At 70.6% G+C, this 25,739-nt stretch carries 24 protein-coding genes; 9 read left to right on the top strand and 15 right to left on the bottom strand.

The genetic code is table 11. The features are described from left to right. Window positions 1–8: 8 nt before the first annotated feature. A complete protein-coding gene (locus MXD57_RS02170; protein WP_250399514.1) occupies window positions 9–587 on the bottom strand; it encodes a fasciclin domain-containing protein in 579 nt (192 codons plus the stop codon). A gap of 426 nt (window positions 588–1,013) precedes the next feature. Between MXD57_RS02170 and MXD57_RS02165 the strand changes: the two genes are divergently transcribed. Both MXD57_RS02165 and MXD57_RS02160 read left to right on the top strand, forming a co-directional pair. Further along, window positions 1,014–1,487, top strand: coding sequence for a carboxymuconolactone decarboxylase family protein (locus tag MXD57_RS02165; RefSeq protein WP_250399513.1), 474 nt, complete (start codon window positions 1,014–1,016; stop codon window positions 1,485–1,487). A 199-nt stretch (window positions 1,488–1,686) separates the two neighbouring features. Further along, window positions 1,687–2,610, top strand: coding sequence for an RNA polymerase sigma-70 factor (locus tag MXD57_RS02160; protein WP_250399512.1), 924 nt, complete (start codon window positions 1,687–1,689; stop codon window positions 2,608–2,610). Between the two features lie 199 nt (window positions 2,611–2,809). On the opposite strand, the gene MXD57_RS02155 is transcribed toward MXD57_RS02160, so the two are convergent. Both MXD57_RS02155 and MXD57_RS02150 read right to left on the bottom strand, forming a co-directional pair. Then, window positions 2,810–3,304: a hypothetical protein gene (locus tag MXD57_RS02155; RefSeq protein WP_250399511.1), complete on the bottom strand. Its 495-nt coding sequence runs from the start codon at window positions 3,302–3,304 to the stop codon at window positions 2,810–2,812. Window positions 3,305–3,635: 331 nt separating this feature from the next. Continuing rightward, the gene (locus tag MXD57_RS02150) at window positions 3,636–5,120 is read right to left on the bottom strand and encodes a SulP family inorganic anion transporter (RefSeq protein ID WP_250399544.1); all 1,485 of its coding nucleotides are present in this window, start codon (window positions 5,118–5,120) and stop codon (window positions 3,636–3,638) included. 479 nt (window positions 5,121–5,599) lie between these two features. On the opposite strand from MXD57_RS02150, the gene MXD57_RS02145 reads away from it, so the two are divergent. The 3 genes from MXD57_RS02145 (at window position 5,600) to MXD57_RS02135 (ending at window position 9,016) form a co-directional block, all read left to right on the top strand. Then, the gene (locus MXD57_RS02145; protein ID WP_250399543.1) at window positions 5,600–5,992 is read left to right on the top strand and encodes a MerR family transcriptional regulator; all 393 of its coding nucleotides are present in this window, start codon (window positions 5,600–5,602) and stop codon (window positions 5,990–5,992) included. Window positions 5,993–6,686: 694 nt separating this feature from the next. Further along, window positions 6,687–7,532 carry a hypothetical protein gene (locus MXD57_RS31720; RefSeq protein WP_250399510.1) on the top strand — a complete coding sequence of 282 codons (846 nt, stop codon included), beginning with the start codon at window positions 6,687–6,689 and terminating at the stop codon, window positions 7,530–7,532. After that, complete coding sequence (locus MXD57_RS02135; RefSeq protein ID WP_250399509.1) at window positions 7,529–9,016, top strand: NADH-ubiquinone oxidoreductase-F iron-sulfur binding region domain-containing protein; 1,488 nt, start codon at window positions 7,529–7,531, stop codon at window positions 9,014–9,016. Before MXD57_RS31720 ends, MXD57_RS02135 begins: the two co-directional genes overlap by 4 nt. Window positions 9,017–9,126: 110 nt before the next feature. On the opposite strand, the gene MXD57_RS02130 is transcribed toward MXD57_RS02135, so the two are convergent. Next, on the bottom strand, window positions 9,127–9,855 hold the full coding sequence (locus MXD57_RS02130) for a hypothetical protein (RefSeq protein ID WP_250399508.1): 729 nt from the start codon (window positions 9,853–9,855) through the stop codon (window positions 9,127–9,129). Between MXD57_RS02130 and MXD57_RS02125 the strand changes: the two genes are divergently transcribed. Further along, a complete protein-coding gene (locus MXD57_RS02125; RefSeq protein WP_308290640.1) occupies window positions 9,854–10,624 on the top strand; it encodes a hypothetical protein in 771 nt (256 codons plus the stop codon). The genes MXD57_RS02130 and MXD57_RS02125 overlap by 2 nt on opposite strands. Window positions 10,625–10,918: 294 nt before the next feature. Next, on the top strand, window positions 10,919–11,587 hold the full coding sequence (locus tag MXD57_RS02120) for a class I SAM-dependent methyltransferase (protein ID WP_250399507.1): 669 nt from the start codon (window positions 10,919–10,921) through the stop codon (window positions 11,585–11,587). A gap of 79 nt (window positions 11,588–11,666) precedes the next feature. Here the strand turns inward: MXD57_RS02120 and MXD57_RS02115 are convergent, their stop codons facing one another. The 9 genes from MXD57_RS02115 to MXD57_RS02075 all read right to left on the bottom strand — a co-directional run bounded on the left by MXD57_RS02115 (window position 11,667) and on the right by MXD57_RS02075 (window position 19,643). Continuing rightward, the gene (locus MXD57_RS02115) at window positions 11,667–12,167 is read right to left on the bottom strand and encodes a DUF1203 domain-containing protein (protein ID WP_250399506.1); all 501 of its coding nucleotides are present in this window, start codon (window positions 12,165–12,167) and stop codon (window positions 11,667–11,669) included. Window positions 12,168–12,464: 297 nt separating this feature from the next. After that, a complete protein-coding gene (locus MXD57_RS02110) occupies window positions 12,465–12,599 on the bottom strand; it encodes a hypothetical protein (protein ID WP_308290639.1) in 135 nt (44 codons plus the stop codon). A gap of 119 nt (window positions 12,600–12,718) precedes the next feature. Further along, a complete protein-coding gene (locus MXD57_RS02105) occupies window positions 12,719–13,075 on the bottom strand; it encodes a carboxymuconolactone decarboxylase (RefSeq protein WP_250399505.1) in 357 nt (118 codons plus the stop codon). Window positions 13,076–13,248: 173 nt separating this feature from the next. Further along, window positions 13,249–13,917 (bottom strand): hypothetical protein, encoded by a 669-nt coding sequence (locus MXD57_RS02100; protein WP_250399504.1) that lies wholly within the window; start codon window positions 13,915–13,917, stop codon window positions 13,249–13,251. Between the two features lie 49 nt (window positions 13,918–13,966). Then, the gene (locus MXD57_RS02095) at window positions 13,967–15,424 is read right to left on the bottom strand and encodes a DUF1254 domain-containing protein (RefSeq protein ID WP_250399503.1); all 1,458 of its coding nucleotides are present in this window, start codon (window positions 15,422–15,424) and stop codon (window positions 13,967–13,969) included. A gap of 10 nt (window positions 15,425–15,434) precedes the next feature. Then, window positions 15,435–16,085, bottom strand: coding sequence for a hypothetical protein (locus tag MXD57_RS02090; RefSeq protein ID WP_250399502.1), 651 nt, complete (start codon window positions 16,083–16,085; stop codon window positions 15,435–15,437). Window positions 16,086–16,351: 266 nt separating this feature from the next. After that, window positions 16,352–16,582 (bottom strand): hypothetical protein, encoded by a 231-nt coding sequence (locus MXD57_RS02085; RefSeq protein WP_250399501.1) that lies wholly within the window; start codon window positions 16,580–16,582, stop codon window positions 16,352–16,354. An 876-nt stretch (window positions 16,583–17,458) separates the two neighbouring features. Then, window positions 17,459–19,045 (bottom strand): serine/threonine-protein kinase, encoded by a 1,587-nt coding sequence (locus tag MXD57_RS02080; RefSeq protein WP_250399500.1) that lies wholly within the window; start codon window positions 19,043–19,045, stop codon window positions 17,459–17,461. Between the two features lie 139 nt (window positions 19,046–19,184). Next, window positions 19,185–19,643, bottom strand: a complete 459-nt coding sequence (locus tag MXD57_RS02075) for an ATP-binding protein (RefSeq protein WP_250399499.1) — start codon at window positions 19,641–19,643, stop codon at window positions 19,185–19,187. A 170-nt stretch (window positions 19,644–19,813) separates the two neighbouring features. On the opposite strand from MXD57_RS02075, the gene MXD57_RS02070 reads away from it, so the two are divergent. Together MXD57_RS02070 and MXD57_RS02065 are read left to right on the top strand one after the other, a co-directional pair. After that, window positions 19,814–20,674, top strand: coding sequence for a helix-turn-helix domain-containing protein (locus MXD57_RS02070; protein WP_250399541.1), 861 nt, complete (start codon window positions 19,814–19,816; stop codon window positions 20,672–20,674). Beyond that, on the top strand, window positions 20,671–20,883 hold the full coding sequence (locus MXD57_RS02065; RefSeq protein WP_250399498.1) for a DUF397 domain-containing protein: 213 nt from the start codon (window positions 20,671–20,673) through the stop codon (window positions 20,881–20,883). Before MXD57_RS02070 ends, MXD57_RS02065 begins: the two co-directional genes overlap by 4 nt. A gap of 101 nt (window positions 20,884–20,984) precedes the next feature. Here MXD57_RS02065 and MXD57_RS02060 read toward each other — a convergent pair whose 3' ends face one another. Both MXD57_RS02060 and MXD57_RS02055 read right to left on the bottom strand, forming a co-directional pair. Next, complete coding sequence (locus tag MXD57_RS02060) at window positions 20,985–22,292, bottom strand: hypothetical protein (RefSeq protein WP_250399497.1); 1,308 nt, start codon at window positions 22,290–22,292, stop codon at window positions 20,985–20,987. Between the two features lie 201 nt (window positions 22,293–22,493). After that, entirely contained in the window at window positions 22,494–25,688 is a 3,195-nt protein-coding gene (locus MXD57_RS02055; protein ID WP_250399496.1) for a type I restriction endonuclease subunit R, read from the bottom strand. Window positions 25,689–25,739: the final 51 nt, after the last annotated feature.

The raw sequence follows: 25,739 nt of genomic DNA, 5'->3' as shown, positions 1-25,739 counted from the left end.
CGTGCGGGTCAGGACGGGGGCTGGAGGACCTGGTCGACGACGTAGATGGTGGCGTTCGCGGCCTTGATGTTGCCGCAGACGATGCTCGCCTTGCCGTTGACCTTGAAGTCACTGCCCGAGCCCGACGTGGTCAGCTTGCCGCCCTCCACCGTGGTGAAGGAGCCGTCGGAAAGATCGTCCGGCGTGATCGCCTCGTCCACGACGTGGTAGGTCAGCACCTTCTTGAGCTGCCCCGGATCGCTGAGCAGCGAGGCGAGCTGTGAGGCGGTGACGTTCTTGAACGCCTGGTCGTTCGGGGCGAAGACGGTGATGTCGGACTTGCCGTCCAGGGTGTCGGTCAACTGTGCCCTGACCGTCGCCGAGACGAGCTGGCTGAGCTGTGGATAGGCGGACGCGGCCTCCATGACCTTGTCCTTGGCCGTGTCGACCTTCTGCGACAGCGCCGAGCAGCCGGAGCCGAACGTCCCCGACGGGCTGGGAGACGCGTCCTGGGCCTGGCTCTGCGACGCCAGCCCTCCGAGGGTGAGCGGGATGGCGAACACGGCCGCCGCGGCGGCCTTTGCTGTACGGATGCGGGTGAACCTCATCGCGACCTTCCTCCCGTGGAGGCGTGAGCACTGCGGAGGCTTGGACTGCGGACGTCCTCGTTTCCGCGGGCGGGGTGGGGCGGCTGCCGCGCCACGGCCCTGCCTCGGGCCATCGTCACCCGGCCACCCAGCGAGCGTATCCAGCAGATGCCGGGGCCCGCATCCCGAGCGCGGGCGCCCGGATCCGGACGGCGGGTGTGCGGCCGTCGCCGCCCGACGCGCTCTGCGTCACCACCGGGGGGTCGAGCACGCGGGAGCCGTACGCGCGTGCCGGGTCCCGGAGGTGTCCGGTGCGCTCCGGTACGTCCCGCCGGGACGCGCGGCGTCATGCGGATCACACGCACCGGTGTCACGCGGCGGTGTCACAGGGCGCGGGGCCGTCTCGTCCCAGGGGTGTAGCCACCGAAGGACACGGAGGAGGACGCGATGGACGCGCGACTGGACTACTTCGCCGACCCGGGCGCCGCCAAGGCACTCAAGCACCTCATGTCGGCGGGCAGGGTGCTCAAGGAGTCGCCGCTGCCGGCCGCGACGCAGGAACTCGTGGCGCTGCGCGTCAGCCAGATCAACGGCTGCGCCGCCTGCGTCGACATGCACACCAAGGAGGCCGCCGCGGCCGGCGAGTCCCCGGTGCGGCTGAACCTGGTGGCGGCGTGGCGGGAGGCCACCGTCTTCACCGGGGCCGAGCGTGCCGCGCTGGAACTGGCGGAGCGGGCCACCCGGATCGCGGACGGGGCCGGCGGGGTCGGCGACGAGGTCTGGGCACGTGTCACGCGGCACTACGACGAGGAGCAGCTCACCGCCCTGGCGGTCCTGATCTCCTTCATGAACACGGCGAACCGGCTGAACGTCATCGCCCGCCGGCCCGCCGGTGATGACGAGGCCGGGCGGTTCCACTGAACGGACCGTGACGCCGAGGCCGTTGTCGAGGGCCCTGGTGGCCGGGAGCCGTACGGCCCCGCCGACGGGCCGCGAGGATCATCGGACCGGCCCGTGCCGGGAACGTCCGGCGGGGCGGGAGGACCTGGTGCCGCGTCAGCCGAGGTCCGCTCCTTGACGGGCCAACCCTGACCGACGCGTCACCGGAGGAGGATGCGGCGTGAACAAGGTCGAGGAGTTCGAGGAGTTGCGGCCTCTGCTGTTCTCGATCGCCTACCGGATTCTGGGCAGTGTGAGCGAGGCCGAGGACGCGGTGCAGGAGACCTGGCTGCGCTTCGACGCCTCGGCCACCCGGCCCACTTCGGTCAAGGCGTTTCTGTCCACCACGGTCACACGGATCTCGATCGACGTGCTGCGCTCCGCGCGGGTCCGGCGGGAGGAGTACGTGGGTCCGTGGTTCCCCGAGCCGCTGCTGAGCGACCCGTACCAGGATCCGGCGCGCTCGGCGGAACTGTCCGACTCGGTGTCGATGGCGGCGCTGCTGCTTCTGGAGCGGCTCAGCCCGCTGGAGCGGTCGGTGTTCGTGCTGCGGGAGGTGTTCGGCTTCGGGTTCGGCGACATCGCCTCAGCGGTGGGGCGTTCGGAGGCGGCGTGCCGTCAACTGCTGGTACGGGCAAGGCGGCACATGGAGGCCGGGCGGCCGCGCTTCGAAGCGGACCGTCAGGAGCGGCAGGAACTGGCGAGGCGGTTCTTCGACGCCCTCAGCGAAGGCGATGTCACCGGCCTGCGGGATCTGCTGGCCGCCGATGCGCAGATGGTCGGGGACGGCGGCGGGAAGGCGCCGCAGCTCGCCAGGTCCGTCGTCGGCGCCGAGAACGTGGCCCGGCTGCTCGCCTCCGTCGTGCCGCTGCTGGCCCGGGTCGACGTGACGTTCGAGCCGCAGGAGGTCAACGGCCGGCCGGGCGCCATCTTCCGCGACCGGGACGGCAGGGTGCTCCACGCCCTGGCCCTCGACGTGCTCGACGGGCGGGTCCAGACCATCCGCTCGGTCATCAACCCCGACAAGCTCGGCCACCTCGGTCCGGTGGCGGACGCCTGGGCCGTCGACAGGGAGGTGCGACGGACCCGTCGGCGGACGAGGTGAAACCCCGGTCGCGACGGGGCGGGCTCGTGCGCCCGTCCGGCGACGCCGTGCGCCGGCCCGCGTACCCACGCGTCACCGGTGCCGCGAAACGTCCCCGGGCCCCTCGTCCGCGTCGCCCGCGCGGTCGCGCCGGTCGACCGCCGGCTCAACGGGGACGCGATCGCGCCGGTGCCACGCGCGGACGCCGCGCGCCGGCGCCCTACGCCTCCCGGGCTTCGTCTCCCCGGGCTCCCGCCGGTGCCGGATCGCCGGGGGCGTCGGCCAGGGTCACTCGGACACCGTTGCCGGACCGCGCGGTGTAGTTGTGCATGAGGCTGTACAGGCCTGCCACGGCGGTGCCCAGGAGCACCTCCAGCGCGAGGGCCACGGCGGCGACGAACAGTGTCTGCGACGGCGCCGGCCCCTCGCCGGGGGCCACGATGTCCACGATCACCGACGCGGCGAGCACCGCGCCGAGGACGCACACTCCCAGGCCGCCCAGGAGGAGGAAGCTCATCAGCGTGACCGACCAGGGGTTGGTCCCGGATATGCGCAGACGCGCGGACCGGAGCGGGGGAACGGGCGGGAAGCCGTGACCGGGCGCCGGCGTCGGCCGCGACGACTCGGGTTCGGGTGCCGTCACGTCGCGGGACGCGAACCCCGACGCCCGCCGGCGGGCCGTGCTGAGGGTCCTGCTGCGCTTGGCTCGGCTCATGTCCACTCCCTGGCTGGCCCCCACCCGCGACGCTAGGCGCAGGTGTACGGCCACGCACCCCCGACGGTGACGGTGCGTGAAGGGGAGTGCGGCGGCCCGCGCGGGGCCGCGGTGCCGGCGCCCGCGACCGCCGACGCCGACGGGGGCCGGGCGAGGCCGCCGCGGCCCGCCGCCCCCGGGCGCGGACGCGCAGGAGAGGACATCACCCGTTCGGCCCCTCGGAGGGCGGGGCGGGAGGACGGTGGCACCCGGCACGCGGACCGGGCCGGGTGCCGTCCACCCCGGGGGGCCGCCACGCCGCGGGACGGGGCGTGGACCGTACCCGCCCGGCTCAGTGGCCGGCGGTGAGTTCGCCGCTGAGTCTGTCGTGGAGGTGGGCGCTGGGACTGTTCAGGCCGATGATCTCCACGGTCTTGCCGCGCTGGGCGTACTTGGTCTCGATGGCGTCGAGGGCGGCGACCGAGGACGCGTCCCAGACGTGGGTGCCGGTGAGGTCGATGACCACCTTGTCGGGGTCGCCGGCGTAGTCGAACTGGGTGACGAGGTCGTTGGAGGAGGCGAAGAAGAGCTGGCCGGTGACGGCGTAGACGACCTGGGTGCCGTCGGGGTCGGTGACCGAGGTGACCTCGGTGAGGTGGGCGACGCGGCGGGCGAAGACGACCATGGCGGTCAGGGAGCCCACGACGACGCCGATGGACAGGTTCCCGGTGGCGACGACGACGGCCACGGTGATCACCATGACGGTGGTCTCGCCGATCGGCATCCGCTTGAGGGTGGCGGGCCTGACCGAGTGCCAGTCGAAGGTGCTGACGGAGACCAGGACCATGACGGCGACCAGGGCGGCCATGGGGATCGTGGAGACGACGGGGCCGAGGACGATGCACAGGACGAGCAGGAAGAACCCGGCCAGGAACGTCGACAGGCGGGTGCGGGCGCCGCTCTTCACGTTGATCATCGTCTGGCCGATCATGCCGCAGCCGCCCATGCCGCCGAAGAGGCCGGTGACGATGTTGGCGATGCCCTGGCCGACCGCCTCACGGGTCTTGTTGGAGGGGGTGTCGGTGAGGTCGTCGACCAGCTTGGCGGTCATCATCGACTCCATGATCCCCACCAGGGCCATGGCGAAGGCGTAGGGGGCGATCACGGTGAGGGTGTGGAGGGTGAACGGCACGTCCGGCAGTCCCGGCACCGGCAGCGAGGACGGCAGCTTGCCCTTGTCGCCGACGGTCGGCACCGCGATCCCGGCCGCGACAGTGATCACGGTCAGGATCACGATCGCCACCAGGGGAGCGGGCACCGCCCTGGTCAGCCTCGGGAACAGCACCATCAGCACCAGACCGCCGACGACGAGCGGGTAGACCGGCCAGGGCACGTCGTGCAGGTTGGGGATCTGGGCGGTGAACAGCAGGATGCCCAGGGCGTTCACGAAGCCGACCATCACGCTGCGCGGCACGAACCGCATCAGCTTGGCCACGCCCAGCGCGCCGAGGACGATCTGGAAGACGCCGGCGAGGAGGACCGTGGCGATCAGGTAGCCCAGGCCGTGCTGGCGGACGACCGGCGCGACGACCAGGGCGACGGCACCGGTGGCGGCGGAGATCATCGCGGGCCGGCCGCCGACGAACGCGATCACCATCGCCATGGTGCAGGCGGCGTACAGCCCGACCTTCGGGTCGACACCGGCGATCACGGAGAAGGAGATCGCCTCCGGGATCAGGGCGAGACCGACCACCAGGCCCGCGAGGGCCTCCGTGCGGAACACGGCCGGGGACAGCCAGGCCGGCCGGCCGGGGCCGCGCGGCGGCCCGGCGGGCATGAAGCGGGAGGGGAGTGCAGTGGAAGGCAAGGACGCAGTACCTGTCGTGCTCGGGCGCACCCGGGCGGCGGGCCCTCGGGGCGCGGAAGGACACGGCGGGCCGAACGGCAGGCCGCGGTCGGCCCGCCGGAGGCGGGCCGGAAGTCTTCGAGGGGCCGGTGGCGGGCGGCTGCCCGCGACCCGGCCGGTGTCAGAGGTGACGGGTCACGGCGGGCAGGCGTCGGCGCCGGGCGTCATGAGCTCGCGCACGCATCTCTCCCGCAGGACTCGTCATTCTTCGCCGGGGGCGGCATCGGCCCCGACACGGCGGAAGCCGGGCCCGTGAGGCCCGCACCGCACACGGAGAAGGGGCGGCCCCGAGCCGACCCTCGCACCGGCAACCCTACCCTAACGTTAGAGTAGGGATCGGCGGTGGGCCGGACACGGCACCGCCTGGGTACGGAAAGGGCCGGGTCGGACACGTGGATGGCAGCAAGCACATGCAGATCGGCGAGGTCGCCGCGCGGACCGAGCTGTCCCTGCGGACCATCCGCCACTACGAGGAGGCCGGCCTCGTCGTCCCCTCCGCCCGCTCGCAGGGCGGTTTCCGCCTGTACACGGACTCCGACGTCGCCCGGCTGATGGTCATCCGCCGTATGAAGCCCCTCGGCTTCACCCTGGAACAGATGCGCGACCTGCTGCACGCCACCGACCGCCTCGACTTCGACGGGGATCTGTCGGCCGAGGAGCGCGAGAGGTGCGTGGAACGGGTGCGCGGCTTCGAGCGGGCCGCTGCCGAACGCGTGGCGGATCTGCGGACCCAGTTGACACGGGCCGAGGAGTTCGCGGCAACGCTGCGCGAACGACTGGGGTCCGCGATGCCCGCGACCTGACCCTTCGGCCCCGCCCCTCGGAGGGACCTGCCCGGCCGGCGGCTGGTCCCGTTCCGCCGGGCCCCGCGCTCGATCGACCCCGCCCCGAAACCGCCGCATCACCCGCCCCGGGAAGCGGCGGACCGAGGGCAGGGGCACGCCGCCGGACCGGTGCACCGGGACGTCGCGCTCGCGCGCCGCTCCGGCAGCCGCCTCGACCACCCGTGACGCAGGGCGCACGCCGTGCGAGGGCAGCCGGGCGGTCGGGCGGTCGGGCAGCATGACGGTCGGCTGTCTTCCGGAGCCGAACTCGAAGCCGCGACGCCTGCGTCAGGAGCGGGACCGCAACCCCGGGCCCCGTGGACCGCTCGACCGGCGAGCCGGTCCCCCAGTGGTGAGCCGGTCCCCCAGTGGTGAGCCGGTCTCCCGGCGGTGAGTCCGCTCACACCGCCCGGCGTTACTACTAGGCGCGGTCGTAGCCGCCAACTCCGCAGCGCCCGGGCGGGAAACCGGCGCCGCCGCAGGGGCCTCATACGGTCATGGGTCGTATCCGCGGCCGTTGGCGCCGGTGGGGCACGGGTTAAGAATGGGCCGGGTCGCGCGGTACCGCCGGTCCCACACCGGCGGAACCCTCCCCGCCGACGCGGGCACATCGGGCCGAGTACCGATCCGGTCCTGCGGACGCGTGACCCGAGCCCATGGAAAGAGGTGTCCCGTGTTCAGCCACGTCCTGCCCGCCGATTCCCCCGTCGGCGCCGCACTGGCCGCAGCGGCTGACCGGACGATGGCCTTCCTGGACTACTTCGCGGGGGTCTTCACCCTGCTCTCGCTGACCGCCGCCGTCGTGTGCGGGCTCGCCGCCACCGACCGGCTGGTGCTCACCCGCCGACTGCGGGTGGCCGTGCAGGCGCTGCACCGGGCGACCGCCGTCGCCGCGCTCGGCTTCCTCACCGTCCACGTCGCGGTCAAGGTCGCGGAGCGGCACGCCGCCCCGCAGAGCGCGGTGGTCCCCTTCACGGGCGGCACTCTCCTCGCGGTGAGCCTGGGCACGGTCGCCGCCGACCTCCTCGTCCTGGTCGCGGCCACAGGCGTACTCCGTGGCCGGTTCGCCGGCAGCAGGCGCCCCTGGCTGTGGCGGGTTCTGCACTCCCTGGCGTACGCCTGCTGGCCGATCGCGGTGGCCCACGGGGTGACCGCGGGCCGTCGCGCGCACGCATGGGTGCTGTGGGGCTACGGGCTGTGCGCGGCCGGGGTGGCGCTCGTGCTCATGGTCCGCGGGCTGTCCCACCTGGGCCGGCGCCGGGCCCTGAAGCGGTGCCGGCGTGGCTCCAGGGCCTACCGGCCCGCCACCGCGCACCCGGCCGCGCTCGCCGCTCTGTCCGCGCGGGCCCCCCGGCCGGGCGCCGCCGCCCGCCCCGTCGGCGCCGCCGCCCGGCCCATGACGCCGACCGAGCCGGGCCGCAGGTCCGTGCCGCACGCCGGCCCGGCGCGACAGCCCCGGCACGCCCCGCCGCCGGAGCTCCGGCCGCTGCGGCTGGCCCAGCCGAGGAGCGGCCGGTGAGGGCGACCGCACTGGAACTGCCGGAGGTGCGCTGGCTGGGGCCGGCCCGGCTGACCGCCGGCCTGGACCGTCACCAGCGACTCGACCTCGCCGCGCACCACCGCGTCCACCCGCCGCTTCCCGGGCCGGACCAGGACGGCCTGCTCGCCCTGGCCGAGGCCGTCGACCTGCGCGGCCGCGGTGGCGCCGGCTTCCCCTTCGCGCGCAAGGCGCGAGCCACGCTGGCCACCGCCGAACGCGTCGGCGCGCCACCGGTCGTCGTGGTCAACGGCGCCGAGGGCGAGCCGCCCAGCGCCAAGGACAAGGCCCTGCTCGCCCGCGCGCCGCACCTGGTACTGGACGGGGCCTGCCTGGCGGCGGCCGCGTTCGGCGCCGACGAAATCGTGATCGGCGTCGCCGCGGGCGGCCCCGGCGAGATCTCGATCCCCGCCGCCGTCGCCGAACGCGAGCGTGAGCTTCCCTGCCCGGCCCGGACCGTCTGCCTGCCCGAACGCTTCGTCTCCGGTGAGTCCGGGGCACTGGTCCGCGGCGTCAACGGCCTGCCGGTGCTGCCGACGCCCCTGAAGGCACGGGCCGCCGAGGGCGGAACAGGCGGCGTGCGGCGCCGCCCGACGCTGCTCTCCAACGCCGAGACCTGGGCCCAGCTCGCCATCGCCGCCCGGCTCGGCCCCGACGCCTACGCCGCCGTCGGCACCGCCGAGGAACCCGGCACCGTCCTGCTCACCCTCAACCGGCCGGGCGCCGGCCCGCTGGTGGTCGAAGCCCCGGCCGGGACCCCGCTGGGGCCGCTGCTGGACGCCTGCGGCCTCGAGCCGGGCGCCGGGGTCCTGGTGGGCGGCTACCACGGCGCATGGCTGCGCCCGGAGGACGCGGCCGGCGCGCCGCTGTCCCGAGCCGGCCTCACCGGCCTCGGCGGGACACTCGGCGCGGGCGCGATCGTCACGCTGCCGCACGGCACCTGCCCGCTCGGTGAGATCGCCCGGGTCGCGGCCTGGCTGGCGGCCGAGTCCGCCGGTCAGTGCGGGCCGTGCAAGCGCGGCCTGCCGGAGGCCGCCGAGGCCCTGGCCGTGCTGGCCGCCGGTGCCGCCGGGCCCGAGGCGCCGGAGAACGCCCGGCGTGCCCTCGGCGCGGCCCAGGGCCAGGGCGCCTGCTCGCACCCGGACGGCACGGCCCGCTTCCTGCTCACCGCGCTCGACGTCTTCGCCGACGACGTCGACGCCCACCTGTCCGGCCCCGGCTGCGGACGTCCCGTGCCCGGCGTGCTGCCCCTCCCGCGGACCGGGAACGCCCGGCTGGAGGTGAACTGGTCCCGCTGCTCCGGCCACGGCCTGTGCACCGTGCTGGCTCCCGACCTCGTGCGGCTCGGCCCGCACGGCTATCCCACCTCCACCACCATCCCGGTGGCTCCCTGGCAGGAGCACGCCGCCCGCCGCACCGTCAGCCAGTGCCCGGCACTCGCCCTGCGCCTCCGGCGCGGCGACTGACGGGCCCCGGTGGCACGTCTCCGGCCGGGGCGGTCGGGGCGGTCGGTCGGCGGGCCGGACCGCCCGGGCGGCGACCCCGGCATCCGCGCCGTCGTCAGCCGCCGTGGATGTCACCCACGTCCGGTCAGGGCGTCCGCGAGGGCCTGGGCCCGGCTCGGTGGGATGCCGAGGGCGAGCGGTACGCGGCGGGGGCTCCAGGGCGACGAACACACCGCGATCGGGCTGTCCTCCGACACGGTCCAGCGGGGTTCGCCAGCGGCCTCCCGCTCGCCGACCAGCACGGTGGCCAGCTCGTCGGCCGCGTCGGAACGTATGCCGCAGTGGGCCAGCGCCTGCGCCACGATGTGAACCGCCTCGCGAGGCTGCTCGGCGTCGCCGAGCATCGGAAGCAGGAGCAGGAGGCGCTGCGAGCTGTCGGTCAGACCCTCACCACCGTCCTGCGCGGCCCCGGCGAGCGTGGTCAGCTCCGTCCAGGACAGACCGGGGCCGGCATCGTCGGCGCCGCACTGGCCGAGGTGACCCAACCGGCCCCACTCGTGGTGGCGTACGAAGAAGTCGACGTTGTTCGCGTCGTCGAAGTTGGCGTACACGGCGTAGGCGGTGTGCCCGCCCCCGAAGGGGACACGCAGTGCCGGCCAGGGCGCCTCGGGGTCGGTGAGGTACTCCGTCATCTCCTCGTAGACCGCTGCGTCCACCCCGTAGCGCTCCGGGTCCTCGCTCGGATCCCCCACGGTCGACAGCAGGTGCGCGAGCCAGAAGGCGGGCTCGCGCGCGAGCTCCTCGGCCGCCACCAGCTCGCGGTCCTCCACGTACTCGGGGATGTGCACCGTGAGAGCCATGCGCGAAGCGTACTCGCCGTCCGGGCCACCCACCCGCGAGGGCCGGGCCGTCCCTTGGTGGAGCATGATCTACCAGGTGACGAGGGAGACCGAGACGGGCATGAGCGCCGACGGCGCCGACGCGTGGCACGAGCGGCTGGGCTGGGCATTCGGCCTGACGGCAGGTGATCGGGCCGAACGCGCTGCGGCGCTCGCCCGGCTGGCCGACGCCAGGCGGAACACCCAGGACGCCTTGCACCGGTACAACAAGACGTGGCGATGGAGGTATTCACCGCGTCGGAAGGCGGCGAGCAGGAACTACCTGGAGGTCCGCGGCGGTTCGCTGCCCGAGGCGCTGTGGGACCGGCCGGCCGGTGCCGACGTCGCCGCGTGGCCGGGTCTTCCCTACGCGCTTCTCTTCCTGGAGTGGGAGGCGAGACATCCCCAGGAGTGGACACGGCACGCCAAGGCATGGGGTACGAAGCAGGGCCTCATTCGGGACCTGGCCGTCGCTCACCACGACCGGACGGTCAGAACCAAGCTGGCCGACCTGGTGGAGATCGTCGTCCAGCGGCCCTACCGCTGCAAGGACCGCGAGTACGTGCGCGTGGCCCGGGCCGTGGACGCCGTGGACAGCGACGACCTGCGGGGCAGGCTCGAAGCGGCCGCCCGTACGGACAATCCGTGGGCTCGGCGCCATGCGGGGTACGTGCTCCATCTCCTGGACCGCCCCGAGGTCCCGAACACGCGCCACGTCTGGCAGAGCTGGCTGGCCGCATCCGGAGAGTGAACACTGCCCGGAGCCGCCCGGAGCCGCCCGGGGCGGGCCGAAGACCGGGTAGCGAGTCCGTCCGGTCGGGCCACCGGCCCGGTGACGCCGGCGGGGCGCGGTGGGGCCACATGCTCGATCTCGCGACTGCAGCCGGCGCCCGCACCGGCGGCACGGGCCGGCCCGCGACCGCGGACGACCTCCACCTCGGGCACGTCCGCCTGCTCGGCCCCCAGACGGCGCCCGTCGCCGACATCCGGCCCGTTGGCCCGCTTCGCCATCCCCAAGTCCCCCTCACCGCTTTATCGTTGGCTGATGCGCGCACACCCCATCGACCGCCCCGCCGATCTCGACGTCGTACGCGAGTCCTACGACCGGGTGGCCGACAACTACGCCCACATGGTCGTGACGAAGGGAATCGGCGACATCCGCCGCCACCCATGGCTCAAGGCGTCCATCGACGCCTTCGCCGACAGCGTGCGCGGGCTCGGGCCCGTCCTCGACGTCGGCTGCGGGCCCGGAACGGTGACGGCCTACCTCGCCGAACGCGGCCTCGACGTGTCCGGGGTGGATCTGTCGCCCCGCATGATCGAGAACGCGCGCCGACTCCATCCGGAGTGCCGCTTCGCTGTCGCTTCCGCCACCGAACTCGACCTCGGCGAAGCGTCCCTGGGCGGCGTGCTCGGGTGGTGGTCACTGTTCAACCTCCCCCGGGACGTCCTCCCTCAGGTCCTCTCCCTGTTCGCCCATGCGTTGAAGCCGGGCGGGTACTTCATCACCGGAACGCACGTCGGCGACGAGGACGCGGTGCGCACCGAGGCCTACGGAGGCGTACCCGTCCGCTGGACGACACACAAGTGGCGGCCGGAACAACTCGTCGACCTGATCGAGCGGGCCGGCCTGGAGCCGGTCGCCGAACTGCGGCTCCCCCCGGAGGAGTACAGCGGGCCCGGACTGGTCGTCATGGCCAAGCGTCCCGGCTGACGATCACCAAAGGCCGCTCACCTACGGAAATCCCTAGGTGAGCGGCCTTTGCGCTGTACTGGAAGAACCGACACCTCGTCTAGTGGCGGCGGATCTCGACCATGAAGCAGCCGAACTCCACTGCGCGGACATGTACCAGTGCCACTGTCGGATCCTCGAAGATATCGAGCAGGGCGTGGTCCACCTCGGTGGCACGCTCCTTCGGGATCTCGATCAGCCTCCCGCCGAGGATGTGCCCCTGGGCGCTGTAGGTGCGGAGCATCCGGCGAGCGCCGTGCAGTTCGCGTGGATATGCGGAGCCGGAGGTCGGACCACCGCACTCCTCGGCGTGAACGAACACGGGACCGCACTCGTCGTACGGGCCGGGCTCGGCGCCCGTCTCCTCAGCCCAGCGACGCAAGGGTGCGTACGAGACGAGGACGATCCGCTCGCCTGCTTCGCTGTGCCGCAGACAGCAGCGCAGCGGGGCACCGCCCTCCGGATCGGTAACGGGTGCCCGGGTGAAACCGGCGTCGTCCCGTTCCCGCAACTGTTTCAGCACGGCCGGATCGATCGCCCGCACCTCATATGTCAAAGTCATGGCTTCAGGATCCGCGGATGTCCGCCCCCACGCTGGCGGAAACCGGACAGCACCCTCTGGAAGCACCCGGGCACCACCGGATTGCCGGCGCGTACGAGGCGCCGGCGGCGGGCCCGGCAGGCACCTCGAGCGGCTGTCGCACGACCCTCCCGTCGACCCCGGGGGGCGTTGCGGCCGGCCCGCTGGAGGTGATCCGCTCGGGCACGGCGGGCGACTGAGTCTCGGGCCCTTGTGTGAAGGCCCGGTGCCACGCTGGTACTGATGGGCGGGCCGGCCGGACGCCGACTTGGTGCTCGCTCAGGCGGGGAAGTGACACCACCTGCCTTCGGAGACGACCTCGACCGCACCGTCGACCACCGTGATGGCGGTGTCGTCGTCGATCGCGTATGCCGGATTCGGGAGGCCGGCTGCCCACCTCTCCGCCTCCGCCATGGCGTTCTTTTGCCGTCCGGCCACGTGAGCGGGGGGCGCGGCACCGCGCGCGCGGCGCGCGCCGGACCCGGTTGCCGGTGGTTGGCTGCGGTCGCCTCGGCGTGGCAACGCGCAGTTGTCTAGGAGGTGGTACGTCGGTCGGCTTCGGCCTGGGCGATGGCTTCCGCTTCGCTGTCGGCCAGGGCGAGTGCGACACCGAACGCTTGGGCTATATGGCCCGCAGCCGACATGACACGTGCTGTCCCGACGACAGGGGCGATGGCGACGAGCAGGTCCTGCAGCTGCTCGACCGTGAACTCGGCCCTGACTGCGGGGTTGATGTGGGCCAGGTAGGAAACCGCTGGTGCGTCCATGGCCACGAGTGCGGCGACGCGCGAGAGGATGAGTGTGCGCTCGTCCATGTGGCAGTGCTCGATGGAGTCGATCGTCATGGCGGCGATCGTGTCGAGTACCGGAGTCTCAGGTGCAGTAGCCATGGTTGGGCCTCCATGAGATGTAGGGGGAGGAATAGTCCCCGGGGTATGGCTGTCTGAAGTGGAGCTGAAGCGGGGCAGGAGCAGGAGCGCCGCAGTGACGTCTTGGTCCAAGGCCTTGCCGGCGGCACCCAGGGCAGAACGGCTCAGGGCTGCTGATCGGGGTTCGGGGGACGTCAGTCTTCGCGCTGGTAATTGTTCTCGTACTCGTCGAAGACGATGTGGGCGTCGCCATGGGCGCCGACGAGGAGATCACTGTCGACTGTACGGACGCGGTACTGCCATCCTTCGGGAAGGCTGAGGCGTTGACCGAGCGCGGACAGTTGATCGATACGCAGGTCATGATCTACGGCGCGGGACATGCTCTGCATGACGAAGGCGTGACCGTCGGGCGAAAGCAGTTCGTGCACCTGCTGCGCCTTCTGGAATGTCCACTGCGTGGTCCGTACGACCGTTAGCTGACGATACGGGGGACGCTCGGTGCCGAGGAACACCGCGAGGTCGGCGACGCCGACCGTGGCCACCGTGTGCATCGCGATGCCGTGCACCGAAGTCACCTTTCCACCGTCGAGGAGCTCGGCAGTGGCGATGTCCATCAGCGCGCGGCGCGGTCCGTTCTTCCAGACCGCATCGCCGTGGAACTCCGCTGCCAGCGCAACGGGGTCCAGGGCGCGAAACTGCTCGTCGGTGAAGTCGACGGGCAGACCGAGCGTGTTGTAGACGATGCCGCTGGCCCCGGGACCGTGGGCCTCCTTGGTGAACACGACGATCTCGGCGTGAGGTACTCCGCGGAGTCCTTCGAAGGTCCTGGTCACAGCTTTCTCGGCAGTCGGGAATGAAGGCATGCGGCTCACCTTCCTACTGGTCGGCTGGTAGGAGTTGGTCAAGGTGGCGTCAGGCGGTCCGGAGAACGCCGGGGCAACGCCAGGATCCGGAGATGACTTCGCGATGTGGCCGGTACAGGCGCAGGATGAGGAACCATTCGCCGGTCTTGGCGGATGGGAGCCAGTTGCTGTCGTTTTCCGGTCCCGGGTGATCGGCCTGTAGACAGATCGTCAGGCTTCCGTCGGGGCCGGTCTTGAGCCCGGGAGTGCGGTCGCCGATCGAGTAGCGGTTGGCGCCGTTGGGAATCAGGTTGCGGTCCGGTGCGCTATAGGCGGTCATGGACCAGTAGGCGTCCACGGGCGGGAGGCTTCCGGGCGGGAAGCACAGCTCGTAGCGGCCCTCCGCGGAGAGCTTGTTGCCGTCGGCGTCGTGGAAACCCATCAGATAGACCGCTTCGGCGGGGTCGTTGGCGACCACGCCGGCCAGCGACTGATCCGCCGCGCGGCTGAGGAAGTCCTCTCCGAAGCGGCCGATGCGATCAGGCGGATAGCGCCATCCGTCGATGCAGGTGGCCCAGTCACCGCTGAGGAACTGTTGGGAGACCAGTTCCTTCCCGATCACCGCAGCCCGGATCAGGCTGCGCTTCACCTCGTCAGGCTGGGCCTCAGCGTCCAGGTGCGGACCGATGCCGATGCGTGCCAACTGCCCCAGGAGAAGCCGGTGATGCTCCGGGGGCGGGTTCTCGGCCAGCATCGCGTTCAGCGTGATCCACGGAGCCAGCTGATTCTCGTGCGGGTCGACAGGCGTCAGCACGTCGCGCCGCTGCGGCATCCGGGCGTGAGGGTCGCCCCACTGGCTCAGGGAGGTAAGCCGGTACCGCTCCTGCAACCGGTGCACAGCGGCCACGTCGGCCGGCCCGTCGACGAGGGTGCGCCCCAGGACGATCACCCATGGAGTGGGTGAGGGCGCCATCTGCCGGACGTCTGGAGGCAGTCTGCCGGACCACCCCGGTCCCGTCAGGGCGAAGTTCCCGGCGCTGGAACCGGTGGTGCGTGCGCCGACGTAGTCGAAATTGTCCGACGTGATGTCCGCCAGTTGGAAGGCGAAGTAGCGATGACCCATGTCGGGGTGGGAGAGGATCACCGGTTCCCTCGACAGATCGACCCAGGCGATCGAGTACAAAGTGTCGTTGTTCGGGCACCCCCCGTCACGGTATGTGGCGTCCAGGAGGGTTGCGGCGTGCCAGAAGTGGTTGACGGCCGCATACGGCACGTGCGCGGGATCCCGCGGCTGGGTGACCCAGTCGTGGCGCAGCTTGGCGTTGTACATATAGGGAAAGCCGTAGACGAATCCCTGCACGGCGAGGGTGTAGGCATACTCGTTGCGCCAACCCTCGAGCTGTCCTCGCAGGAACGGAAGTACCGACACTCGCGTGGCGGACGCCGCAAGACTCAGACCGAGGCCCACACGTCGCAGTTGTCCTGCCACTCGCTCGGCTTCACGCTTGATCGATTGCTCGACGGTCATCTCGGGCGCCTCACTGAGTCAAGAGCATGTATGTGTTCTCGAACTCGTCCTGCAGGATGTGCGCCTCTCCTGTCACGGTGCGCAGCGAGATGTCGCGCTCCGGAATCTTCTCGCGGTATATCCATCCTTCCGGAAGCTGCAGCCGGTTTCCCAGACCGGGGAGTGCGTCCATGGTGAGCGTGTCATCCACGATGTGCGAATACGCCTGCATGAAGTACGTACGGCCATCGGGGTCGAGCAGTTGATAGGCGGGTTTGCCCGCCGCGAACAGCCACTCGGTGTCCCGGCTGATCGTTACGTCCTTGTAGAAGCGCTCACTTCCGGCGCCTGACAGCTCAAAGCCCGCGGGGAGGTCCATCGCGGCGACCCAGCGGGCCTCCAGTCCCTGGAACGAACGGACGTCGCCGACCTGGAACACGGTGATCCGGTCCATCAGCCAGAAGCGTGGTCCGTTCAACCAGACTGCCGGCACCTCGGCTTCCCTGGCCAGGCTGTTCGCATCGAGGGCAGACCACCTCTCCGGCGGGCAGTCGTTGAGGCCGGTGGTGTTGTAGACCTCGGCCCGAAGCGTGCCCCCTTGCCCAGGGCTGAGCAGAAAGATCTCTCCGTATCTAGCGTTACGGACCTCGAGGAACTGTGAGGTCTCGCGAGTGATTGACATCGCGAACTCCCTGTGAATGGCTCGAAAATGCCGCGCCTGTCGAGTTCACCGCCGCCGTGAGCCCTGGGCATCACCCGGCAAAACGAATTCCGAGCAAATGCAAACCTGGCTGGCAGTGGGGAGCGGTCCATACAGTGCTGTGCCGTGCGGGACGCCAGGTCGGCCTTCGGAGAAGCTGCGCTCGCAACGGCCACGGCAGACCGATGGCGGGCTCGGAGGTGGTGTGCACTGAGACGGAGTGCACGCCACCCATTCATCGGACAGGATCAGCGGCCGCCATGGTCCCCGTCATGGCCGTATCCGCCGTGGTCGCCGTAGTTGTCACAACCGTTGTCCCACCAGCCATCGCAGTCGCCGTTGTAGTGGTGAGAGAAGGACGAGGAATGAACTGGGGCGGCAGCGGCTGCTGTTCCGGCCGCGCCAATCGCAGCTCCGCCGGCCATCAGGATGCCAGAGGCGGAAACCGCGAAGAGGCGCTTGATGCGCTGCGTTTGCATGATTCTGCCTTTCATTTCACTGTCTCGCGCAAGGAGCGAGGCGCAAGAGTGATATCCACACACGGAAGGTGGAAATGCGGTGCGGTCCTTGCCGCAACCCGTGGCAGGTGGGTCCCGTTCTCAGCTGATCAGTATCCGCGTACGGCTGATCCAGCCAAAGGGGGCACGCTCCGTGCTGTGGCACCGCCACATGGACAAGTCTTCTCCGCAGAGGAGCTTCGACAAGTGGCCGACCGACCCATGCTGTAGGCCTGCAGGGCTCTTGGGCTGGGTCGTTCGGCCTAGCCGGCGGCCGTGCTCCCCGGCTGACCTGCGCTCACGACCTGGCACCGAGTCCGTCTGCCGGGGCGCCGAAGTGGATGTCGCATGCCAGAGCCCACCTACGGAGATCCGTAGGTGGGCCTTTCGCTCGTGCCCCCGGCAGGATTCGAACCTGCGACACCCGCTTCAGGAATGGGATCGCATCCCTGCCGAGGGCTGCCCGGCGCTGCCCTACGGTGCTGTTTTCCCTGATCAGAGCCGCGCGGCGAGCCGCTTGATCCGGCTCGTGCCACCCTGTATCGGGCAGTCCGCTCACGCATCGCTCACGCTCCCGGACACTGTGCTGCGGGCCCGATCCCGCTGGATTCAGCGTACTGTCCGCCGTCCTTCCGGCACGCTGATCTCGCTCACGCTCCCTGCCGTCGGCCGACGTCCGACCAGCAAGCCCACGACAAGGGGAGACCGGCGCGGAGGACTCGTGGCCAGAGGATCGGAACACGGCCGGCGGCACCACCGACCTGGCGGCCACACCGGTGAGCGGTGAACCACCCGGTGACGTGACCGTCGGCCGCAGAGCAGCATGGTTGTGGCGATGCTGCTTCTGGAGGAAGCGGGTCAGGGAGCCGAACCGTCGAGGTCGAGGCGGATCACGGCGAGCGCCTCGGCGATCTCGACGGTCATCTCGTCCTCCGGGCCGAAAACCATGCACATGTCCTGGTGGAGTGGTTCGAGGACCTGTCGCGCCTCGCCGGTCCGCCCCTGGGCGAGCAGCAGCATCCCGATGTTGTGCCGTAGCTCCACGGCTTCCTCGCTCACGTCGCTGTCGACGGCTCGCACGACGTTCAGCACGCCCTGGAGCGCGGCGAGCGCGTCGGTGACCTGGCCGAGCTCGGCGCGGCACCGGGCCGCCTGGGCGCGGCAGGCGCGGGCCTGCTCGCCGGTGGGCCCGGCGATACGGGCGTAGGCGTCGGCGAGGGCGTCGAACTCGGGCAGGGCGGCCCGGTAGTCGCCGCCGAGGAGGCGGATCGCCGCCCGCTGGCGGCGCAGCGCCAGGACCTGCCTGCTCTCGGAACCGAGGGCGAGGGCGGCGGGTGCGATGACCTCGCCGAGCACCTCGGCGGCCTGCGCGAACCGCTCCTCCTCCAGCAGGGCGTCGGAGTGGGCGTACGCCTCCTTGATGTCCTCACGCAGCCGGGCGGGGACGGGCACCGGCTGGACCCCCGGGAGAACGGCCGTCGGCGCCGGACCACCGGGAGCCGGGGCCTGGGCGCGGGCGCGAGGCGCGAAGGGGTGACGGAACACGCCTGTCGGGTCGGGCGCGCCGGCCGGACCGGCGTCCGCCGTGCCGGGCTCCTGGCCCGGCGGCGGGAGGAACGGCAGCAGCCGCGCGTACACCTCCTGCGTGTCGGCGGGCCGCGCCTCCGGCGCCTTGCGCAGCAGGTGCAGGACCAGCTCCTCCAGCGCCTCGGGGACCTCGGGCCGCAGCTGCCGCAGCGGGGTGGGGGTGGCGTTGACGTGCTGGTACATCAGCAGGTACTCGCTCTCCGCCTCGAACGCGAGGCGCCCGCAGAGGAGTTCGTGCAGTACACAGCCGAGTGCGTACAGGTCGGTCTGCGGGGTGATGCGTCCGCCGCGGACCTGCTCGGGCGACATGTACTGGTGGGTGCCGATGGGGCTGCCGGTGGCGGTCAGCTTGGTGACGTCGGTCCGCAGCATCGCCGCGATACCGAAGTCGAGGACCTTCACGGTGCCGTCGCGGGCGACGAGGATGTTGCCCGGCTTGAGGTCCCGGTGGATCACCGGCACGTCGTGCGCGTACGACAGCACGGTCGCGATCTGCGCGGCGACGGCGGCCGCCCAGCTGACCGGCAGCGGCCGGCCGGGGTCGAGGTAGGCGGACAGCGGTACGCCGTCGACGAGCTCCATCACCAGGAACAGCCGCTCGTACGACGCGTCGAGCACCGCGTCGTACACCTGCGGCACACCGGGGTGCTGGATGCGCGCGGTGATGCGGGCCTCGCGACGGAAGCGCTTGGCGAACTCCTCGGCCAGCTGCGGGGAGGTGACCGACGCCTGCCGGATGAGCTTCACGGCGACGGGCCGGTCGAGCACGGCGTCGTAGCCGCGCCACACGTCGCCCATGCCGCCGTGGCTGAGCTCCTCCAGGAGTTCGTAACGGTCGGAGATCGCCTCCTGCGACACCTTGCCCCCGGTGTGCGTGATGAATAGTCACGGTCAGGGGGCAAGTGTGACCGCTGCGTCGATCCGCCGTCCAGCGGTCGCGGTGGGACAGGGGCTCGGGCGCGGCGGGGGACGACGGGCAGGAGGGTGCGGCGGCCGCTCAGCCTCCCGCCGGCAGGACGCACTCCGCCCAGACCGTCTTGCCGGGGCCCTCCCGGCGCGGATGCCAGTCCCAGAGGTCGGCCAGGTGCTCCACCAGGAGCAGGCCGCGGCCGGTGTCGCGAAGGTCCGTGGGCGTCGCCACGACCGGTACGCCTTCGGTGCGGGTGTCGGTGACCTCGATCCGCACTGTCCTGGCGTCGCGGCCCAGCGAGAGTTGGAAGTCGCGGCCGGGGACCCGACCGTGCCCAACGGCGTTGGCAGCGAGCTCGGCGACGATCAGCGTCAGCGTGTGGTGCGTGTCGCAGTCGTAGGGGATGCCCCATGCGTCGAGCCGCTGCCCGGCAAGCCGCCGGGCGAGCCGGGCGCCGCGAGGGGTGGAGCTGAAGCGCATCGCGAAGTGGCTTGTGGGGCTGGTGGGCGGGGGGACGCGGCCCGGGGGAGCGGTCTCACTGTTCATGCCCTCAACGCTCTCGGTGGTGGCGTAGCGTGACCAGTGGTGACGCGCCGCCGCGTTCCGGTTGTACGCGACGGAGCGGCAGGTGTACGAGGCGCGCCGCGTGACCGGCTCGGGGTGGGCGCGTTGGGCCGGGGAACTGGGTCGGGGAGGCGGTGCAACCGATGGGTTCGATGAATTCGGTGGAGCGGGGCGAGGGCGAGCGGGAGGATGCCGGGCCGAGGCCGGAGGACGAGCCGGGATCGGGTGTGGTGGCGGCGTTCGGGCGGCAGTTGAAGTTGCTGCGGGTACGGGCGGGTCTGGAACGACCGGAGTTCGGGAAGCTGGTGGGATACGCGGGGCAGTCGATCGCGTCCTTCGAGCAGGGGCGGCGGATTCCCCCACCGAGGTTCATCGACCACGCGGACGAGGTGCTGGACGCCGGGGGAGTCCTCAAGGCCCTCAAGGAGGAAGTGGGGCGGGCACAGTATCCGGCGTTCTTCCGGGACATGGCGCGGTTGGAGGCGGAGGCGGTCGAACTGTGCTCCTACGACACCCACGTAGTCAAAGGGCTGTTGCAAACGGAGGAGTACACGAGGGCGTTGCTTGCCATGCGGCGCCCCCTGCTGGAAGAGGAGACAATCGAACTGCGGGTGGCAGCGCGGCTTGCCAGGCAGACGATCTTCGAGCGTTGGCCTGCGCCACTGCTCAGCTTCGTACTCGAAGAGTCCGTGCTGCGTAAGCCACTCGGTGGGAGGGCGGTACTGCGAGGGCAGCTCGAACAGCTACTGCTCATCGGCCAGAAGCGCAACGTGGAGATCCAGGTCATGCCGCTCGACCGTGAGGACAACGCTGGCGTGGACGGCCCGTTCACGATGATCACGCGAAAGGGCGGGGAGCAGTTCACGTACATGGAGGTTCAAGGACGCAGCAGCCTCCTGACGGACCGAGAAGAGGTGCGTCTCGCCGCCGCGCGCTATGGAATCATCCGGTCCCAGGCTCTCACTCCGCGAGAGTCCCTGGGATTCGTCGAGAAGTTGCTGGGAGAGCTATGAACACCGCAGACAGCTCGGCTGCCGCTCTGGAACTCCACTGGTTCAAAAGCAGCTACAGCGGCGCTGAGGGGGGCGACTGCGTAGAGATCGCAGCCGCCGTCGAGGGCATACACATCCGTGACTCGAAGGTCCGATCCGGACCGGTTCTGACCGTCGCCCCGGACGCCTGGGCAGGGCTCGTCCGGCTGGCCGCCGACCAGACCATCTGAGCTGTACATTCACAACCCCCGTAGGGGCCCAGTCGCACAGGCGGCTGGGCCCACGTGTGGGGTCGTACGCCACCCACACGTCACTCGGACACCGCCTACGCCTACATGGGCAGCGCAGGGAACACGACCACCGAGCCGTCCTTGTCGCGGGCGATCTCGATCGCCACGTCCGTCGAGCGGCTGTTGACCATGGCGCCGTCGCCCAGCTTGCGAATGCGGTATGCCGCGCGCATCAGACGATCGACTTCATCGGTCGTGAAGACGGGCCGCCAACCTTGCGGGCCTGCCAACTCCAGCGCCGAAAGGTGTATCAGGACAGCGGCGATGCTCGACTCCAGTTCGTCGAGGCGCTGCTGGTCGCGCTTGAGCGCGCGGGCGAAGTTCTCGAACAAGTTGGCAGGGTCGCCCTGGGCATGATCGACGGCCTGCAGGACGACGACCCGTCGCTTCAGCGCAATGGCCAAAGTGGCGAGTTCGAGGTGGGCGCGGAACGTGCCGCCATGCTCGTCGACGCCGGGGAACGACTTGGTCAGCGTGCCGATCTCGACGGGCTTGCCGTCGGGCAGCTTGTCGAGTGCGCTCTGCCACTGGGCAAGGCGGCGGTCGGCGCGGCCCAGCGCCGTGTTGATGGCGTGCACTGCCGAGTCCAGTCCTAGCGAGACACCGAGCTTGCCCTGGTCGAGCAGAATGGCGGTGGCTTTGTCGATGGCATCCCGACAGCCGTCGAGTTCGCTGTGCTCCTCTTCGAGTTTCTCTTTGTGCAGTTGCTCCAGCAGTTCCGTGATGTGCTCGATGGCCTGCTGGCGCTTGTGGTCGGCGTGCGCGCTCACCCCTACCGCTACGGCCATGAGCACGAGCGGCGCGGCCACGGTGAGCGCCACACTGCCGGCGGCCGCGACGCCGGCTGTCGCACCGGCTCCGCCGACTGCGCCTGCTGCGGCCACTTTGCCGACTGGCACGAACGTCGCATTGGCGGCGATGCCCGTCGAGTTCATGAGTGCACTGTGGATGCCACCGGCCGCCGCCTTCGATGCCATCGGACGGACCATGCCCTGACCGAGTTGGGCGGCAACCTTCGCCGGAACCACCATGCGATACAGGTTTTCGCCGGCAGCGGTCGCTCTGGCCGCCGTCAGGGAACTTTGCGTCGATTGCGTGATGAACTGTGACAGGTGCTGCGCAAGGGGACTCGCGGCATCGAGCGGGATGCCTCGGCTGCGGTCGAGCCTGTCGGGCAGCGGATGCACCTCCAGCGTGGCAATCGGCGAGTCGGCCAGGGCGGCCAGCACACCGCGTAGTTCAGTCAGGCGTTCAGCCGTCATCGGCTCGTCTCCGGCCAATGCGGGTACCCGGACGTCACCGGTCGCCAGCGTCCACACCGGAACGAGTGACTTGCGGGCTTCAGCCATCGTCTCCCCCTCTTTTTTGGCAACAACCTATGGCGTACATCAGACAAGAACGGCACGAACCTCGTGCACTCGGTTACCAGCGCTGCCTGCTGGTGAACTGACGATCACCAGGGCAACCCACCGGATCACCCACGGCCGCCAGACCGCAGACGAGTCGAGGTCAAGGGCGCCCGGCCGGCATGTCCAGCCGGGGCGTGCGCATCAGATGTCGTCGTCCAGCCCCTCCTCGCGGCGGATCATCCGCCAGGCCGCCTTGCGGGCGCTGCGGTCCAGGCTGGACTTGAAGCCCTTGTCGGGGCCGAAGTACTGGCGGCCCATGCCCGCGATGGTGTCGATGTGGTCGGCCATCTTGTCCGCGAAGACGTTGTCGAAGACGAGGCCGAAGTTCTCCTCGTCGTTGACGACGGCCGCCGCCCGCACCTTCGGGTCGGCCTTGGCCTCCTCGAACGGGCGGATGACGTCCTGCTCGGTGAACTCGGTACCGAACCGTTCGTTGAACTTCTCGATCAGCTCGGAGAGCAGGGACTTCTCCGCCTCCTTCGCGCCGCCCGAGCCGTCGCCGAAGCCCGGCATCGTCGCCGGCCCCTCGGGGGTGAGGGAGACGTCGTACTCGCCGGTCTTCTCCACCCGCAGATGGCTGAGGTCGACCTCGCCTATGTCCACGCCGCCGTCCGCGCGGCGCGGCAGCCGGTTGAGGAGGTAGCGGCCGTAGAGGTGCAGCCGTTCCAGCTCAGCGTCCCGGTACGGGACGATCTGCGCGAGGAAGCCGTACTTCCTGACGTAGTCGTTGAGGTCGGCGCGGAAGCCCTCCGCCGTCTCCTGGTCGTCCTCGTCGTCGCTGTCCCGCAGCGCAGTGAAGCGGGCTACTGCGGGGGAGAGCAGCCGGTACAACTCGGCGTGCAGCTTCTCCCACTTGGACTGTGAGCCCGCCGCCTTCTCCTTGGCGGCGAAGTACGCGGCGGCGAACTCGTCCATCTCCTGCCCGGACAGGATCGCCGCCTGCATGACCCGGCTCTGCGCGGTGTAGAGCAGGTTGGGGTCGGAGGGGAGGGTGTTCGCCTCCTCGAAGTACGGGCGGAAGGACTCCTGTATGTCCTCGGCGTCGTTGACGAAGTCGAGGACCGCCAGGTCGGCCTGGGTCTTGCGCTCGGCGGTCCGGTTCAGCCGGGACAGGGTCTGGACGGCGGAGATGCCGGTCAGCGTCTTGTTGACGTACATCGTCGTGAGGAGCGGCTGGTCGAAGCCGGTCTGGTACTTCTCCGCGACGACCAGAATCTTGTACTCGCGCCGGCCCGGACCACCGGCTCGTGCGGCCTTGTCGTCGGCACGTGTGTACGCGAACGCCTTCGGCAGCGCGCTCTCCGACAGGCCGCCGTTCTCCTTCGGCTCGGTGGTCTCCTCGCCGTCGATGGTGAGTGATCCGGAGAAGGCGACGAGGACACCCAGATCGGGGTACTTGGTGTCGTAGTCCCGGTCCTTGATGTAGCTCTTGATGGCGCGCGCCATCTGCACGGCGGACTGCCGCGAGGCCGTCACCACCATCGACTTGGCCCGCCCGCCGAGGCGGCCCCGGCTGTGCGCCACGAAGTGCTCCACGATCACCTGGGCGTGCTGGGCGACCGTCGAGTCATGGGTCAGCGCGTACCGGGCGAGCAGGGAGTTCGCCTTCGACGGGTCGACCTCCCGCTCGTCGGGGTTCTGGTTCACCAGCTTCCAGTACGTGTTGTACGTGACGTAGTTGCGCAGCGGGTCGAGGATGAAGCCCTCCTCGATCGCCTGGCGCATGGAGTACGTGTGGAAGGGCCGGTAGGTCGCCTTGCCGTCGATGTCCTGGAGCGCGCCGAAGAGTTCGAGGGTCTTGGCCTTCGGCGTGGCGGTGAACGCGAAGTAGGAGAGGTTCGCGGCGCGGGAACGCTGTTCGGCCCTCTTTTTGAGCTGCTCGTCCAGGGTGTCGCCCTCGGCCTTGACCGTGGTTGCGCCCGCGTCGTCCGAGTCGGAGTCCAGGCCGAGGTCGCGCAGGGCGGAACGTACGGCGGTGGCGGCGTCGCCGGACTGCGACGAGTGCGCCTCGTCCACGATGATCGCGAAGTGGCTGCCCTGGATCTCGGTGGGGTTGCGCTGGAGGTAGTCGAGCAGTGCCGGGAACGAGTGCAGCGTGACGGTGACGATCTTCCCGGTGTCGCGGGAGAGGGCCTTGGCGAGCTGCTCGCCCTTCGCCCCGTGCTTCTCGTCGATCTTCACGACGAGACCAGCGGTCTGCTCGAAATTGCCTACCGTTTCCCGGAGTTGGGCGTCCAGGTTGCGGCGGTCGGTGATGACGATGACCTTGTCGAAGACCGGCACGCCCGGCTTGAGGCCCTTGGCCACGGCCTCGGGGTCGAGTTCGCGGGGGCCGGTGGGGGTGTGCAGGTCGCTGAGGCGGTGGGCCAGCCAGCCGATGGTGTTCGACTTGCCCGAGCCGGCCGAGGCCATGACCAGGTAGTCGTGTCCCGCGCCGTGGGTGGAGGCATGCGCGGTGAGCTTCTTGACTACGTCCCACTGGTGGAACCTGGGGAAGATCATCGTCTTCGTCGTGCCGCCGCCGGGCGTCTTGCTTTTGTGCAGGTGCACGAACCGCTGGAGCAGGTCCAGCCAGTTGTCCGGCTGCCAGACCTGCTCCCAGAGGTAGGAGGTCGCGTACGTGCCGTAGGCGGTCGGGGCCGGGTTGCCCGCGCCGCCCGGCTGACCGGGGCCGTTGGAGCCGGTGTTGAAGGGGAGGAAGCGGGTGTTCTTGCCCTTGAGCTGGGTGGCGACGAAGACCAGGTCCGGGTCGATGGCGAAGTTCGCGACGACCCGGCGCGTGAAGATCAGCTCGGTGGGGTCGCGGTCGGTACGGTACTGCTCCTTGGCGTGCTCCACCCCTTGTTTGGTCAGCGGGTTCTTCAACTCGGCCGTGGCGACCGGGATTCCGTTGAGGAAGAGGGCGAGGTCGAGCCGGTTGCCCGAGTCCGCCTGCTTCGTCGCGTACTCGAGTTCGCGGACGACGGTGAGGCGGTTGGCTCGGTAGCCGTCGAGCACGGAGTCGTGGGCGACGAGGTTCGGCTTGAAGTACGCGACGCGGAGGAGGACGCCCCGGTCCTTGACGCCGTTGCGGAGGACGTTGAGGAGCCCGTTGGTGGCGATGGCCTGGTCGAGGCGGGCGGCGAACCCGCGCTGCGCCTCGTTCGGGTCGCCGCCGTAGACGGTGAGCAGTTCGTTCCACTCGTCGGGCTGGGTCGCGCCGATGAAGGTGAACAACTCATTGGTGTCCAGACTGAGATCGGCCTGGTAGTCCTGCGGGCGCGCTTCGCGCCAGCCGCGCTCGACCATGGCGGCGACGATCGCGTCACCGAAGGCGGACTCGTGATGGATGGCCATGTTGCCGTGTCCCCGTTCTCGTATCCCCAGACAACCGGACGTGCCCGAAGT

The organism is Streptomyces cellostaticus (genome assembly GCF_023630175.1).
Lineage (GTDB): Bacteria > Actinomycetota > Actinomycetes > Streptomycetales > Streptomycetaceae > Streptomyces > Streptomyces cellostaticus_A.
This window is presented reverse-complemented; position numbering and strand designations above follow the sequence as displayed.

What these genes read in the sequence shown, in the direction of transcription:
- MXD57_RS02105 (WP_250399505.1), bottom strand. Translation starts at nt 13,075, where the DNA reads ATGGCTACTGCACCTGAGACTCCGGTACTCGACACGATCGCCGCCATG.
- MXD57_RS02155 (WP_250399511.1), bottom strand. Translation starts at nt 3,304, where the DNA reads ATGAGCCGAGCCAAGCGCAGCAGGACCCTCAGCACGGCCCGCCGGCGG.
- MXD57_RS02055 (WP_250399496.1), bottom strand. Translation starts at nt 25,688, where the DNA reads ATGGCCATCCATCACGAGTCCGCCTTCGGTGACGCGATCGTCGCCGCC.
- MXD57_RS02110 (WP_308290639.1), bottom strand. Translation starts at nt 12,599, where the DNA reads ATGGCGGAGGCGGAGAGGTGGGCAGCCGGCCTCCCGAATCCGGCATAC.
- MXD57_RS02115 (WP_250399506.1), bottom strand. Translation starts at nt 12,167, where the DNA reads ATGACTTTGACATATGAGGTGCGGGCGATCGATCCGGCCGTGCTGAAA.
- MXD57_RS02170 (WP_250399514.1), bottom strand. Translation starts at nt 587, where the DNA reads ATGAGGTTCACCCGCATCCGTACAGCAAAGGCCGCCGCGGCGGCCGTG.
- MXD57_RS02165 (WP_250399513.1), top strand. Translation starts at nt 1,014, where the DNA reads ATGGACGCGCGACTGGACTACTTCGCCGACCCGGGCGCCGCCAAGGCA.
- MXD57_RS02075 (WP_250399499.1), bottom strand. Translation starts at nt 19,643, where the DNA reads ATGAACAGTGAGACCGCTCCCCCGGGCCGCGTCCCCCCGCCCACCAGC.
- MXD57_RS02100 (WP_250399504.1), bottom strand. Translation starts at nt 13,917, where the DNA reads ATGCCTTCATTCCCGACTGCCGAGAAAGCTGTGACCAGGACCTTCGAA.
- MXD57_RS02065 (WP_250399498.1), top strand. Translation starts at nt 20,671, where the DNA reads ATGAACACCGCAGACAGCTCGGCTGCCGCTCTGGAACTCCACTGGTTC.
- MXD57_RS02070 (WP_250399541.1), top strand. Translation starts at nt 19,814, where the DNA reads ATGAATTCGGTGGAGCGGGGCGAGGGCGAGCGGGAGGATGCCGGGCCG.
- MXD57_RS02145 (WP_250399543.1), top strand. Translation starts at nt 5,600, where the DNA reads ATGCAGATCGGCGAGGTCGCCGCGCGGACCGAGCTGTCCCTGCGGACC.
- MXD57_RS02150 (WP_250399544.1), bottom strand. Translation starts at nt 5,120, where the DNA reads ATGCCCGCCGGGCCGCCGCGCGGCCCCGGCCGGCCGGCCTGGCTGTCC.
- MXD57_RS02130 (WP_250399508.1), bottom strand. Translation starts at nt 9,855, where the DNA reads ATGGCTCTCACGGTGCACATCCCCGAGTACGTGGAGGACCGCGAGCTG.
- MXD57_RS02120 (WP_250399507.1), top strand. Translation starts at nt 10,919, where the DNA reads ATGCGCGCACACCCCATCGACCGCCCCGCCGATCTCGACGTCGTACGC.
- MXD57_RS02060 (WP_250399497.1), bottom strand. Translation starts at nt 22,292, where the DNA reads ATGGCTGAAGCCCGCAAGTCACTCGTTCCGGTGTGGACGCTGGCGACC.
- MXD57_RS02095 (WP_250399503.1), bottom strand. Translation starts at nt 15,424, where the DNA reads ATGACCGTCGAGCAATCGATCAAGCGTGAAGCCGAGCGAGTGGCAGGA.
- MXD57_RS02125 (WP_308290640.1), top strand. Translation starts at nt 9,854, where the DNA reads ATGCGCGAAGCGTACTCGCCGTCCGGGCCACCCACCCGCGAGGGCCGG.
- MXD57_RS02090 (WP_250399502.1), bottom strand. Translation starts at nt 16,085, where the DNA reads ATGTCAATCACTCGCGAGACCTCACAGTTCCTCGAGGTCCGTAACGCT.
- MXD57_RS02085 (WP_250399501.1), bottom strand. Translation starts at nt 16,582, where the DNA reads ATGCAAACGCAGCGCATCAAGCGCCTCTTCGCGGTTTCCGCCTCTGGC.